The organism is Actinoplanes ianthinogenes, from assembly GCF_018324205.1.
GTDB classification, from domain to species: Bacteria; Actinomycetota; Actinomycetes; order Mycobacteriales; family Micromonosporaceae; genus Actinoplanes; species Actinoplanes ianthinogenes.
Genome location: NZ_AP023356.1, coordinates 6,869,074 through 6,882,390, shown reverse-complemented (window position 1 = coordinate 6,882,390; position 13,317 = coordinate 6,869,074). Strand labels below are relative to the sequence as shown.

Below are 13,317 nucleotides of genomic sequence, written 5' to 3'. Positions count from 1 at the left end.
CTTGGCAAAACGGGATCTTCTACCCTGAACTGGTCCACAAAAACGGACAGAAGCCACCTCGCACCGCCACCGCACGATGGCGCAGGGTAACCCGCATCACGGTGTCAACGTCGTTGACACGGGCCGTCAACGGTGTTGACACTACGGCGGTAACCATCGCTGTCCGAAAGCGCTCAGTCATGCCACAACCAGCAGGACGGCTCGCCCGCCCACCCGCGTGGAACGCGACCGTGCCCCGCCAGCTCTTCTGGTTCATGCTGGTCGGCGCGCTGAGCACGGTGCTGCAGACGGTCGTCTACGTCTCCGTCCGTGAGGTGCTGGCCGCCACCTGGGCGAGCTGGCTGGCGCTGCTCGTGGTCACCCCGGCCAACACCGAGGCCCACCGCCGGATCACCTTCAGCGTCACCACCTCCGCGATCGGCCGCCTGCACTGGGAGGCCGGCCTCACCTCGGTGGTCGTCTACCTGGCCAACCTCGCCGTCTCCCCCTGGCTCGCCTCGGTCGCCGGCCCGCACCCGTCCGCGCTGACCGAGTCGATGATCCTGGCCCTGACCGGCAGCCTGGTGGGCGGCGCCCGCTACCTGGTCCTGCGCACATGGGTCTTCGCGGCCCACCGGCACACCCCGCCCGCCGAGCCGGAACCCGTCCGGTCGCCGGCCCCGCTCGTCACCACCTCGCCGGCGGCCGTCCGCACCGGCGGCCCGGACACCACCGTCCCGCGCCGCACCACGCCGAGCCGCCGCACGGTCCGCTCCCGCGCGAACAGCGCTCCCGCCACGGCTGTCCGCGCCACCCCGGCCGACACCTTCGCCGCGCCGTCGATGCCGGCCTTCCCCACGACCGGCAACCTCACCGCGGCGCTGGCCTGCCTCGGGACCCTGGCGCCCATCCCGACGGCTCGCCTCTGCACCGGGCAGCCCAACTCCGGCGTCCTCAACCAGCGTCCGCCCGGCCGCCTCCGCACCTGGCACCGCAACCGCCGCCAGCACCTCACCGCCCGCAGCTAACCGCCGCGCCGGAACACCGCCAGCAGCTGACCGCCCCGCCGCAACGCCGCCAGCACCCCACCACCCGCAGCCGACGCCCTCGCCGCAACGCCGACCGCCCTGCGTCACTCACCGCGCCACGCCGGGCCGCCCGACCCGCGCCGCCCGCAGCGGCCCACCCGCGCCGGAAGACCGACGGCACCGAGCCGCCGCCCACAACCCCACCGGCTGTGAGCGACCACCGGATCAGCCGGCGGGCAGCGGGTCGTCGGAGGTGAGCAGGCGCTGGATCGCGTCGCCGTAGAGCGCGATCACCGCGTCGTGGTCGGCGTGGGCCAGCACCGGATCGCCGACCAGCCAGTAGGCGTTGATCAGCCCGGCGAACTGGGCAGCCGCCAGGCGGGCACGCAGCTCGGGAAGGTTGCCGCCGATCCGCTCGGCCAGCGGGCCGACGAAAACGTCATGCATGGAGGCCCGGATGCGTTCCTTGATCTCCGGGCGGTCGGAGGCGCTCAGCAGGGCACGGTAGACCCCGGCGACCGGACTGCCCGCCCCGTCCAGGACGTAGCGGACCAGCTCACGGCCGATCGACTCCAGGGGGCCGGCCAGGATCCCGGTGAGGTCTCCGGAGACCGAGACGGTGGCGAGGAACAACCCCTCCTTGGACCCGAAATGCCGGATCACCAGTGCCGGGTCGCACCCGGCCGCCGCCGCGATGGCCCGGACCGTGGTGGCGCCGTAACCATCCCGGACGAACATCTCCCCGGCCGCGCGATGGATCGCGTCGCGGGGCGGGAGGTTTTGCGGTGGCACACGATCAATCTTATGGCCGCTTCCGGAACTGCCCACCCGCCCCATAGGCACTCTTAACCGGGCCCTCCGGCTCACCGCGGCCGAACCGGGAACACCGGCGGCCGGCCGCCGGAGCGAATCCCCACGCGAGGTGGGGCGGCGGCCGACCGCCGGAGCAATCACCGGACGACCCACGGCATCACCCGGCACAACGACCCGAACGGCGGCGTGGACGCGGACCCGGCCACGTCCGGCGGCCGAAGGCAACCACCTACGCCCGGCGACGGCGGCGCGTCAGGAAGAGCGCCCCGAGACCCACGACGATCAGCGAGACCCCGCCGAGGCCGACGGCCGCCACGTTCGACCCGGTCAGGGCGAGACCGCCGGCTGAGGGCGTACCCGAATCGGGTTTGCCGAACGGACCGGAAGTCGCGTCGCGGCCCGCGGCCGGGGAGGCCGGCGAGGTGTGCCGCGCGGCGGCGCGCGGCGACGCGGCGGACCGGCCGGAGGGCACCTCGGCGGAGGACGGTGCCGAGCCCACCGGAGTATCGGAATCGGACACCTGCCGACGCGGCGTCGAGGCGCCCACCCGGCACGGCGCGGTCGCCGAGACCGACAGGTACCCGATCGCCACGTCCAGCAGGTGCACTGCCCCGAGCTTCACCTCGACCCGCAGCGAGGCCGCCGTCGCCGACACCGACGCACCGTCGACCTTCTGGGTCGGCGTGCCCAGCGACAGCCGGACCGACAGCAGCGACGCGGGCCGGTCCGCCGTGAGCCGGCCGAGCAGGCTGAGCGAGACGTCGGCGTGCTTGGCGTCCAGGCTCTCGACCAGCTTGCCGCCGGAGCGCACCGAGAGGACCGCGGGCTGATAGGTGACCCGGGAGTGCTTCTCGTCGCCGCCGGCCACCACCTCCAGCGTCGGCTGGGTGAGCACCTTGGCGGTGATCTCCTGCGGGGTTCCGGCGAACAGGGTCAGGTCGCTGAGCGCCAGGCCCGCCCCGGCCCGTACGCCGATCCGCCCGCCCCCGAGCTTCACCAGGTCGGTGGCGCTCTGCGTGGATCCGGTCGGCCCCACCTTGAGCAGGCTGGTCGGACTCGCCGCCCGGGTGAGCTCGCTGACCGCCTGGATGGCCGGCCCGCCCGCGCGACCGCCGCCGAGCAGGCTGAGGCCCTCGATCATGGCGGCCCCGCGGGTCAGCGGGCCGGTCTTTCCGCACCCATACCTGTCGTCCCAGCTGGCCGCCGCGGTCGCCTTGCCGGCCTGGGCGGTGGCGAGCCCCCCGGCGTTCAGGGCGGCGAGGGCGACGGTGACCGGGCCGGGGCGCTGGCCGGGGGCCAGGTGGGTGGCCTCGGCGTCGCGCAGCGGCAGGCCGGGCAGGTTCATGCCGAGCAGCTTTGCGTCGCCGTACCCGGCGGTGCTCCGGGCCCTGCCGAGACGCCGCCCGCTGTCCACGTCGCTGCGGGCGGGGGCGAGCCGGACGTCGGCGAGGGCGGGCAGCTCCGGGGCGAGCGGGCCGGGGTCGAGCACCGTGATCTTGGCGAGGTCGGCCTGGGAGGTGGCGGTGAAGCGGCCGAGGTCGCAGGCGGAGCCGCCGGCCCAGGCGGGTGTCGCCGGCACCGCCAGGGCCGCGAGGGCGGCGGTGGCAGCGCCGAGGGAACGGGCAAGAGCAGGCGGCATGAAGCATCCTTCCGGACAAAGGAGGAAGTGTCTGACGTTTCATCGGACGCCCCCTGAGCCCGGCTACGGCCGCCTCAGCCTTCACTCACCATCCGGTCATACCGGCAAATACTGCTATTTCCTATTTTCGCCTGAATTCTCCTCCAGCAGCGGGTTCTCCCCGCGCACCAGCGACCCCTCCTCCGGCGTCCCGCCCCGGGCCGACACCGCCAGCTCGGGGAACTTCGCGTCGAACGCCGGCCGCTCCGACCGGATCCGCGGCATCTTGTCGAAGTTCCGCAGCGGCGGCGGGCACGACGTGGCCCACTCCAGCGAGTTCCCGTGTCCCCACGGGTCGTCCACCGTCACCGGCTCCCCCGCCCGGTACGACTTCCACACGTTGTAGAGGAACGGCAGCGTCGCCGCCCCGAGGATGAACGAGCCGATCGTCGAGACGGTGTTCAGCGTGGTGAAGCCGTCGCCGGGCAGGTAGTCCGCGTACCGCCGGGCCATCCCCTCGGCGCCCAGCCAGTGCTGCACCAGGAACGTCATGTGGAACCCGATGAACGTCAGCCAGAAGTGCACCTTGCCCAGCCGGTCGTCGAGCATCCGGCCGAACATCTTCGGGAACCAGAAGTAGATCCCGGAGAACACCGCGAACACGATCGTCCCGAACAGCACGTAGTGGAAGTGCGCCACCACGAAGTACGAGTCGTGCACGTGGAAGTCGACCGGCGGGGACGCCAGCAGCACCCCGGTCAGCCCGCCCAGCAGGAACGTGATCATGAACCCGAGCGCGAACATCATCGGCGTCTCGAAGGACAGCTGCCCGCGCCACATGGTGCCGATCCAGACGAAGAACTTCATCCCGGTGGGCACCGCGATCAGGTAACTGAGCAGGCTGAAGAACGGCAGCAGCACCTGCCCGGTGGCGAACATGTGGTGCGCCCACACGCTCATCGACAGCCCGGAGATCAGCAGGGTGGCCGCGACCAGAGGTTTGTAGCCGAACACCGGCTTGCGGCTGAACACCGGGATCACCTCGGTGATGATCCCGAAGAACGGCAGCGCCACCACGTAGACCTCGGGATGCCCGAAGAACCAGAACAGGTGCTGCCAGAGCAACGGGCCGCCGGTGTTCACGTTGAAGACCTGCGCGCCCAGGATCCGGTCGGCCGCCAGGGCGAACAGCGTCGCCGCCAGGAACGGGAAGACCAGTGCCACCAGCAGGCTGGTGAGCAGGATGTTCCACGTCATGATCGGCATCCGGAACATGGTCATCCCGGGCGCGCGCAGGCACAGGATCGTGGTGATCATGTTGACCGCGCCGAGGATGGTGCCGAGGCCGGAGAGCGCCAGCCCGACCACCCACATGTTGCCGCCGATCCCCGGCGAGTTCTGCCCGCCGCTGAGCGGCACGTAGGCGGTCCAGCCGAAGTCGGCCGCCCCGTTCGGCGTCGCGAAGCCGAGCACCGCGATCGTCCCGCCGAACAGGTACAGCCAGTAGGCGAACGCGTTCAGCCGCGGGAAGGCGACGTCCGGCGCGCCGATCTGGAGCGGCACCACGAAATTCGCGAAGGCGAACAGGATCGGCGTCGCGAACAGCAACAGCATGATCGTGCCGTGCATGGTGAACAGCTGGTTGTACTGCTCCGGCGAGAGGATCTGCATCCCCGGCTGGGCCAGCTCCGCGCGCATCAGCAGCGCCATCAGCCCGCCCACCATGAAGAAGGCGAAGGCGGTGACCATGTACATGATGCCGATCTGCTTGGCATCGGTGGTGCGGATGGTCCGGGCCAGCCACGACCCGCGCACCGACCGGCGGACCGGCCAGGAACGGGACTGCACCGGACGCGGCGCGACGGTCGTCATTCAGGCCTCCTGCGAGGACACACTCGATCCGTTCGTACTCCCCCCAAATCGCCTTGCCAACCCGCGCCACACCCATCGGTTCCGGTCAACCCCACCGAAAATCACCAAATGCACAACCCGGCAGCCCGCTCCCCGCCCCCGAGTGCGCCTCACAAGATCAAACCCGATTTGGTACGCCCTCGCAGAGTCCCGTGCCTCGACGCCCACGCCGCCGCGGGCCCGGACCGCGAGGCCGCGCCGGGCTGAATCCCGGCTCAAGGATCATGTGCCCCGTCCGTCGTCCAATCCGGCGGATCGGCCGGGTGCAGCATCGGATCCGTGACCGCGAACGTCCGCACCGGCCCCGGCCCGGTCAGCGGCCCCTCGAACCGAACGGTCACCAACCCGAGCCCGCTCCCCCACACCCACCCCGCCCCGAACTCCTCATGCCGGACGTCCTGCCCCGTCCGCCACACCGGAACCACCGCCTCGTCCCGTCCCGCGCCCGCCGGCCATTTCGCGGGCATTTCCGATGTGTCGGATGATTCCGGCGCGGCGACGACCGGCAACAGATCGACGACGGCGGAATCGGACCGCTCCGCGGGAGGAGGGAACCCGGCCTCAGCCGACGATCCACCGCCCGCACCCGGAAACTCGCCCAGTGGCTCCGCCGCTCCCGCGAAGGCCGCCCCGAACTCCGGGAACGATCCCGAGAACAGGTCGTCCTGCGCGAAGTCGGCCAGCGTCGACACGCCCACCCCGAGCAACCGGATGCCGCCCGACGTGTCCACCTCGGCGAGCAGCCGCCGGGCCAGCTGTGCCACCAGGCGCCCGTCGTCGGTCGGCTGGTCCCGGGTCACCGCCCGGGTCACCGTGGTGAAGTCGTGATGACGCACCTTGATGTTCACCGTCCGCCCGGTCACCCCGCCGGCCCGCAGCCGCCCGGCCACCCGTGCCGACAGCAGGTCCAGCTCCCGGTTGAGCCGCACCGGATCGGTCAGGTCGACGTCGAACGTCTCCTCGGCCGACACCGACTTGGCCTCCCGCTCGCTCACCACCGGCCGGTCGTCCTGCGCCCGGGCCAGCCTGTACAGCCCCTGCCCGTGCGCCGTCCCGAACCAGTCGACCAGGTCGTCGAGCGGCACCCGGGCCAGGTCGCCGACGGTGCGCACCCCGGAGCGGTGCAGCCGCTGCTCGGTGGCCGGGCCGACGCCGCCCAGCCGTTTCACCGGGAGCGGGTGCAGCACGGCCAGCTCCTGCCCGGCCGGCACCACCGTGAGACCGTCCGGCTTGTGCAGGTCCGAGCCGATTTTCGCGAGCAGCTTGGAGGAGGCCGCGCCGATCGAGCCGGTGACCCCGCCGGTGGCCGCGGCGATCTCCGCCTTGATCCGCAGGGCCAGCTCGGTGACGCCCGCGGTGCTGAGATCGTGCCCGGTGACCGCCAGGTCGACGTAGGCCTCGTCGATGCTGACCTGCTCGACCAGCGGGGACACCTCGGCGAGCAGGCGCATCACCACCTCGCTGGTCCGCTTGTACGCCGCGAAGCGCGGGACGAGATAGGCCGTGCCGGGCGGGGAGCGCCGCCGCGCCTGGGACATCGGCATGGCCGAGTGCACGCCGAAGGCGCGCGCCTCATAGGAGGCGGTGGCGACCACGCCCCGGCCGGCCAGCCCACCGACCACCACGGGTTTTCCGCGCAGCGAGACCTTGTCGCGTTGCTCGACCGCGGCGAACATCGCGTCCAGGTCCACGTGCAGAATGCTCGGATCCCCCGCACGACGATCCCCCCTCACGACCCGCAGCCTACGCACCGGGTACGACAAGTTAAGGAGCCCGCGATGCCGGAGAACGGACTGTCCCGCCAGTCGACGATCTACCGGGCCGGCACGCTGGGCCGCCGCCCGGTGGTGCCGACCGACTTCGCCGAGCTGGAACGCCGCGCGAAGCGCGCCAGCAGCGCCGAGGCCTGGGCCTACGTGGCCGGCGGCGCGGGCGAGGGACGGACCATGCGGCGCAACCGGGCGGCCTTCGACCGGTGGGCCATCGTGCCCCGGATGGCGGCCGGCGCGGTCGACCGGGACCTGTCCACCGAGGTGCTCGGCACCCGGCTGCCCAGCCCGCTGCTGCTCGCCCCGGTCGGCGCCGGCGCGCTGATGGGCCGGGACTCGGACATCGCGATCGCCACCGGGGCGGCCGCGACCGGGACGCCGTACATCTTCTCCAACCAGGGCTGCAACCCGATGGAGGAGTGCGCGGCCGCGATGGGCGAGACCCCGCGCTGGTTCCAGCTCTACTGGAGCAAGGACGAGCGGCTGGTCGACAGCCTGATCGCCCGGGCCGAGGCGATCGGGGCGGGCGCGCTGGTGGTGACCCTGGACACCACGGTGCTGGGCTGGCGGCCGCAGGATCTGAACCTGGGCTCGTTGCCGTTCGCCAAGGGCCTGGGGATCGCCCAGTACACCTCGGACCCGGTGTTCCAGGAGATCGCCGCGGAACGCGCCCGCCAGCCGCGGGAGCGGCCGAAGGTGACGCTCGGCGCGATCCGGGCGCTGCTCGCGATGTCCCGCAACCACCCCGGCTCGTTCTGGGACAACCTGCGGTCACCGATCCCGCGCGCCAGCGTCGAGACCTTCCTCGACATCTACTCCAACCCCGGGCTGAGCTGGGAGCACCTGGCGACGCTGAAACGGCGGACCAGTCTTCCGGTCGTACTCAAAGGGATCGTGACTGTGGCGGACGCCCGGCGCGCCTTCGAGATCGGGGTGGACGCGCTGGTGGTGTCGAATCACGGCGGGCGGCAGGTGGACAACGCGGTGGCGTCGCTGGACGCGCTGGTGGAGATCCGGGCGGCGCTCGGGCCGGAGCCGGCCCTGCTGCTGGACAGCGGCATCCGGACCGGGGCGGACGTGTTCACCGCGCTCGCCCTGGGCGCCGACGCGGTGCTGCTGGGCCGGCCGCACCTGTACGGGTTCGCGCTGGCCGGCGCGCACGGCGTGGCCGAGGTGATCCGCAACGTGGTCGCCGAGCTGGACCTGACCATGGCCCTGACCGGAGCCCGCACGATCGCGGACATCACCCGGGACCGGGTCCGCGCTGAACCGGGAACGGCCGCCTGAGGTACTGACCGACAGGGAGGTCGGCCGTGGACTTGAGACAGCAGCTCGGCATGATGAGGGTGCTGGTGGGGCTGGCATTGCTGGCGCTGCTCGGCACCGTCCTCTGGGGATTGGCCATGGCGGCGGTCCGGGAGGTGGCGGCCTGGCGGGTGCGGGGCGACGACGGGGGCGCCTTCGCCGACCCGGTGATGCGGCGGCGCTGCCGGACCGCCGGCGGTGTCCTGATCGCGACCAGCCTGGCGGCGATCGCCGGGGGCCTGACCGTCGAGGCGCTGCTCTGGGCCGAGGAGGGCGATCGGCCGGTGATCCCGCTGCTGGCGTTGTTCCCGCTGGCGATCCTGCTGCTGATCGGCAACCGGCTGATGGTTTCCGGCCGGATGACCCTCAACGGGGACCCGGACGGCATCCGGACCGGCAGCTGGATGCTCGCGATCCTGGTCGTGCTCTCCGCCGCGTGCCTTCCCGGCATCACCGACGAGCGGGTGTATTTCCAGGTCATGGGCGCGCTCGGGGTCGCCGTCGGGGTGCTCGCGGCCCTCACCTGGGTCGCCCTCCGGATCCTGGACCGGTCGCTGTACGCGGCGGTCGCCCGGCACTGGGCGGAGGTCGCCCGGCAACGATCGGGTCGGTAGGCACTCGTTTAAATCGGCTGCTCGCCGCGGGTGGAGCCAGCAGACTGTGCGCCATGCACTCCGCGCTCACGGTGACCCCGGCCCAGCTGCCCGACCTGCTCCTGCACGTCGCGGTGGTCCGGCCGGTGTTCCTGTGGGGTGCCCCCGGCATCGGCAAGAGCTCGCTGATCCGCGACTTCGCCGCCTCGCTCGGCCTGGAGTGCGTCACCCTGGTCGGCACCCAGCTGGCCGCCGAGGACCTGATCGGCGTGCCCGAGCTGCGCGACGGCCGCAGCCGCTTCGCCCCGCCCGAGGCGATCGCCCGCGACGAGCCGTACTGCCTGTTCCTGGACGAGTTGAACGCGTCCGCCCCGGACGTGCAGAAGGCGTTCTACTCGCTGATCCTGGACCGCCGGATCGGCGCGTACGAGCTGCCCGCCGGGTCCATCGTGGTCGGCGCCGGCAACCGGAGCAGCGACAACGCGCTCGCCCGCCCGATGGCGTCGGCCCTGGTCAACCGGATGATCCACGTGCACCTGCGGGCGGCGTACGCGGACTGGGCGAACTGGGCGGCAGGCGCCGGCATCCACCCGTGGGTGCTCGGCTACCTCGCCGAACGCCCGGACCAGCTGTGGGCCGCCCCGCCCAAGACCGAGGAGACGTTCTCCACCCCGCGCAGCTGGCACATGCTCTCCGACGCGCTGCACTCGTACGGCGACGACGTCGGCGACGAGACCCTGCGGCTGCTGGCCGGCGGCACGCTGAGCCCGGCGCACGCCGCCGCGTTCAGCGGCTACGTCAAGATCGTCCGCCACCGGTACGGTCTGGAGGCGATCGTCCGCGGTGACGCCGGCTGGCCCTCCGCCCCGGCCGACCGGGACCTGCTCTACTTCCTGGCCGAGGCGTTCCGGGCCCGGCTGATCAAGGACCTGCCGGCCGCCAAGGACCGGGCGCCGGCGAGCGTGCGGCAGTTCGCGCACCGGGCCAAGGCGCTGCTGGTGGAGCTGGCCGAGCTCTCCCTGGAGTGCGGCCGTCTGGTGATCGCCGCGGACGCCGGCGGCGCGCCGGTGCTGCCCGCCTGGTTCCTGGTCGAGGTGAGCCGCGACCTGCCCCGGCTGATCGCCGCCCGGGCGGCCTGAGATGGCCCGCCGGACGGGTAGCGACCGGATCGACCCGAACGTCGCGGCGTTCACCGCGGCCTGGCAGTCGCTCGTCCACCACCCGATGTTCCAGCCGCTGACCACCGGTTCCTGGCAGCGGCCGGCCGCCTCGGCCACCCTGGTCGAGGACTCGGCGCTCGGCTTCGCGCTGGTCGACGCCGCCGGCCGGATCCGGGCGAACAGGGCACGGCGGCTGGCGGTCGAGGAGTGGACCTGGGTGCTCGGGCACTGCCTGCTGCACCTGGGCTTCGGGCACCTCGGGCCCGGGGCGGCGCGCGATCCGGCGTACGAAAATGTCGCCTGTCTCGGGGTGACCCGGTTCCAGCGGGAGGTCAAGCTGGGCTGGGAACCGGTCGCCGTCCCGGCGGTGCTGCCCACCGCGGACGAGGAGCGGCTGCTGCGCGAGTGGCGGCGGTCCGGGGTGCCGGCCGAGTTCGCGGCCTGCGGGGCCGGCATGCCGGACCTCGGGCCGCCCACGACGAACGAGCACAGCGACTGGCCGGAGCGGTTCGCGCTGGGCCTGGCCGCGGCGGCCACCGCGGCCGTCGACCAGGCCGGCGGCGGACGCGGGCCGCAGGCCGCCTGGGACCGCGCGATGAGCTGGTTCATCGGGTCGTTCCCGCTGCTCGGCGCGGTGGCGGCCGGTTTCCGGGTGGTCGCCGACGCGGAGCTGGCCCGGAGCTGGGACATCCAGGTGGCGGCGGTCTCCGCGGAGGCGGGCGAGATCTACGTGAACCCGCGGTGCGGGCTGGGCGGGTACGAGTGGCGGTTCGTGCTGGCCCACGAGATGCTGCACGCCGCGCTCCGGCACGCCGACCGGGTGGGGCCACGCGACCCGTACCTGTGGAACGTTGCCTGCGACTATGTGATCAACGGCTGGCTGGTCGAGATGGGTGTCGGGACGATGCCGGACGGCCTGCTGCACGACCCCGAGCTGGCCGGCTCGTCGGCCGAGGAGGTGTACGACCGGATCGCCGGTGACCTGCGGCGGATGCGCAAGCTGGCAACGCTGCGCGGCAGGGGCGCCGGCGACATGCTGGGCGAGCCGCTGCCCTGGGCCGGTCACCGGGCCGGCGGGATCGACCTGGACGAGTACTACCGGCGGGCGCTGCTGACCGGGTACGCGTTCCACCACAGCAGCGGCCGCGGGCTGCTGCCGGCCGGGCTGGAAGCGGAGATCCGGGTGCTCGAGCAGCCGCCGCTGCCGTGGGACGTACGGCTGGCCCGGTGGTTCGACGAACACGTGCCGGTGGTGGAGCCGCGACGGTCGTACGCCCGCCCGTCCCGCCGCCAGGCGTCCACCCCGGACATTCCGCGACCGGGCCGGCACCTTCCGGAGGAGCTCGTGCCACGCGGGACGTTCGGCGTGGTGGTGGACACCTCCGGCTCGATGAGTCACGAGCTGATGGGCAAGGCGCTCGGCGCGATCGCGTCCTACGCCACCGCCCGGGACGTGCCGGCCGCCCGGGTGGTGTTCTGCGACGCCACCGCGTACGACGCCGGGTACCTGCCGGTCGACGAGATCGCCGGGCGGGTCCGGGTCCGCGGCCGAGGTGGCACCGCCCTGCAGCCGGCGATCAGCCTGCTGGAGCGCGCCCCGGACTTCCCGCCGGACGGCCCGATCCTGGTGATCACCGACGGCGAGTGCGACGTGCTGCGGATCCGCCGGCCGCATGCTTACCTGATGCCGCGCGGTGCCCGCCTGCCGTTCACCCCGCGCGGCGAGGTGTTCGGGCTCTGCTGACTGGCTCCGCTTCGCTCCGCGCACAAAACGCCTTGTAACCGGTGAGATGGGCGCGTCTTTTCCGCCTCCGCAAACCCCGCGGCGTCGGAAAAGCCGAGCCCATCTCACCGGCGGCGTTTTGCGAGCACGATCTGGTACTCGGGGTGTGGCTCGGTGTCCGGCTCGACGGTGGGTCCGCCGGCCGCCGTGGCGCGCAGCAGGTAGGCCGTACCGTCGGCGCAGTTGATCCGCAAGCCGAGCGGCACCTTGCCGCGCTCGCCGGCCGGGCCCAGATCGGGGAGCGCGACCAGTTCCCAGGCCCGGAACACGCCGGGCCGCGCCGCCTCCAGCAACTGCGCGGCGAAGGCCGCGGCCCGTGGCGCGCGCCGGTTCGGCGGCGGCAGCACCTCCGGCACCGGCACGGCCGTCTCCCCCGGCCAGACCGCACCCCACAGATAGGCCTCCGACCCGGTCACATACCGGATCCGGAGCCCGGCCGGCGACGGCCCGCCGGGCGCGCCGTCCGTGCCGAAGCGGGCCACCTCGGCGATCTCCGGGTGTCCGGCGGCGACGTGAAGTTCCTGGAGGACATCGAGCACCTGAGCGAGCTGCACGGCAGTACCCAACCCGGAGCCGGTCCGCACCCGCCGTCCAGACTGTGCGACCTTGGCGGAACGGGTGACCCCTACGGGTGGCCCCGGAGGTTCATGCTGAGCGGGTGCGCTTCCTCCTGAATGTCCTGTGGTTCATCTTCGGCGGCGGGTTCCTGCTCGCGATCGGCTACGGCATCGCGGCCGTGATCTGTTTCATCCTGATCATCACGATTCCGTTCGGGATCGCCGCGGGCCGCCTGGCGCTCTACTCGATGTGGCCGTTCGGCCGCACCGTGGTGTCCCGCCCGGGCGCCGGTGTCGGCTCCGGCCTGGCGAACATTCTGTGGGTGGTCCTGTTCGGCTGGTGGATCGCGCTGGCCCACCTGACGGCCGGCATCGCGCTGTGCATCACGATCATCGGCATCCCGTTCGGGATCGCCAACTTCAAGCTGGTCCCCGTGGCGTTCTGGCCGCTCGGCCGGGAGATCGTCGACGCCGACTGACGGTCGGCCCATCAAGGAGCACGGACAGGAGCTGGGATGGAAATCAACGGCATCTTCACCGGGATCGTCTTCGGCCTGATCATCGGCGCCCTGGGGCGCCTGGTCGTGCCCGGCAAGCAGAGCATGCCGATCTGGGTCACGCTGCTGGTCGGCGTGGTGGCCGGGATCCTCGGCACGTTCCTCGCGGCGGTGTTCGGCGTGGACGAGACCCCTGGCATCGACTGGATCGAGCTGGGCCTCCAGGTCGGCCTCGCGGCGGTCGGCGTGGCCCTGGTCACCGGCGCGAGCAGCCGCCGCAGGCTCGGATAAACGTTCTTGAGAG

At 72.5% G+C, this 13,317-nt stretch carries 12 protein-coding genes; 7 read left to right on the top strand and 5 right to left on the bottom strand.

Annotated features, from left to right (window positions below; genetic code table 11):
- Positions 1–179: 179 nt before the first annotated feature.
- Positions 180–1,007 carry a GtrA family protein gene (locus Aiant_RS31335; protein ID WP_189333762.1) on the top strand — a complete coding sequence of 276 codons (828 nt, stop codon included), beginning with the start codon at positions 180–182 and terminating at the stop codon, positions 1,005–1,007.
- A gap of 225 nt (positions 1,008–1,232) precedes the next feature.
- Here Aiant_RS31335 and Aiant_RS31330 read toward each other — a convergent pair whose 3' ends face one another.
- From Aiant_RS31330 to Aiant_RS31315, 4 genes are all read right to left on the bottom strand, one after another.
- Positions 1,233–1,799 carry a TetR/AcrR family transcriptional regulator gene (locus tag Aiant_RS31330; RefSeq protein WP_189333763.1) on the bottom strand — a complete coding sequence of 189 codons (567 nt, stop codon included), beginning with the start codon at positions 1,797–1,799 and terminating at the stop codon, positions 1,233–1,235.
- Between the two features lie 250 nt (positions 1,800–2,049).
- The gene (locus tag Aiant_RS31325) at positions 2,050–3,459 is read right to left on the bottom strand and encodes a hypothetical protein (RefSeq protein ID WP_189333764.1); all 1,410 of its coding nucleotides are present in this window, start codon (positions 3,457–3,459) and stop codon (positions 2,050–2,052) included.
- 114 nt (positions 3,460–3,573) lie between these two features.
- Complete coding sequence (gene ctaD, locus Aiant_RS31320) at positions 3,574–5,310, bottom strand: aa3-type cytochrome oxidase subunit I (protein ID WP_189333765.1); 1,737 nt, start codon at positions 5,308–5,310, stop codon at positions 3,574–3,576.
- A gap of 254 nt (positions 5,311–5,564) precedes the next feature.
- Positions 5,565–7,082, bottom strand: coding sequence for a DNA polymerase IV (locus Aiant_RS31315; RefSeq protein ID WP_245006626.1), 1,518 nt, complete (start codon positions 7,080–7,082; stop codon positions 5,565–5,567).
- A 45-nt stretch (positions 7,083–7,127) separates the two neighbouring features.
- Between Aiant_RS31315 and Aiant_RS31310 the strand changes: the two genes are divergently transcribed.
- The 4 genes from Aiant_RS31310 to Aiant_RS31295 all read left to right on the top strand — a co-directional run bounded on the left by Aiant_RS31310 (position 7,128) and on the right by Aiant_RS31295 (position 11,920).
- On the top strand, positions 7,128–8,405 hold the full coding sequence (locus Aiant_RS31310) for an alpha-hydroxy-acid oxidizing protein (protein WP_189333767.1): 1,278 nt from the start codon (positions 7,128–7,130) through the stop codon (positions 8,403–8,405).
- 26 nt (positions 8,406–8,431) lie between these two features.
- Positions 8,432–9,037: a hypothetical protein gene (locus tag Aiant_RS31305; protein ID WP_189333768.1), complete on the top strand. Its 606-nt coding sequence runs from the start codon at positions 8,432–8,434 to the stop codon at positions 9,035–9,037.
- A gap of 71 nt (positions 9,038–9,108) precedes the next feature.
- A complete protein-coding gene (locus Aiant_RS46660; RefSeq protein ID WP_212847257.1) occupies positions 9,109–10,155 on the top strand; it encodes an ATP-binding protein in 1,047 nt (348 codons plus the stop codon).
- A 1-nt stretch (position 10,156) separates the two neighbouring features.
- Positions 10,157–11,920, top strand: coding sequence for a vWA domain-containing protein (locus Aiant_RS31295; protein WP_189333770.1), 1,764 nt, complete (start codon positions 10,157–10,159; stop codon positions 11,918–11,920).
- A 104-nt stretch (positions 11,921–12,024) separates the two neighbouring features.
- On the opposite strand, the gene Aiant_RS31290 is transcribed toward Aiant_RS31295, so the two are convergent.
- On the bottom strand, positions 12,025–12,513 hold the full coding sequence (locus Aiant_RS31290) for a hypothetical protein (protein WP_189333771.1): 489 nt from the start codon (positions 12,511–12,513) through the stop codon (positions 12,025–12,027).
- Positions 12,514–12,617: 104 nt separating this feature from the next.
- Here Aiant_RS31290 and Aiant_RS31285 point away from each other — a divergent pair, with 104 nt between their 5' ends.
- Both Aiant_RS31285 and Aiant_RS31280 read left to right on the top strand, forming a co-directional pair.
- Positions 12,618–12,995 (top strand): YccF domain-containing protein, encoded by a 378-nt coding sequence (locus Aiant_RS31285; RefSeq protein WP_229830792.1) that lies wholly within the window; start codon positions 12,618–12,620, stop codon positions 12,993–12,995.
- A gap of 36 nt (positions 12,996–13,031) precedes the next feature.
- Positions 13,032–13,304 (top strand): GlsB/YeaQ/YmgE family stress response membrane protein, encoded by a 273-nt coding sequence (locus Aiant_RS31280; RefSeq protein WP_189333773.1) that lies wholly within the window; start codon positions 13,032–13,034, stop codon positions 13,302–13,304.
- Positions 13,305–13,317: the final 13 nt, after the last annotated feature.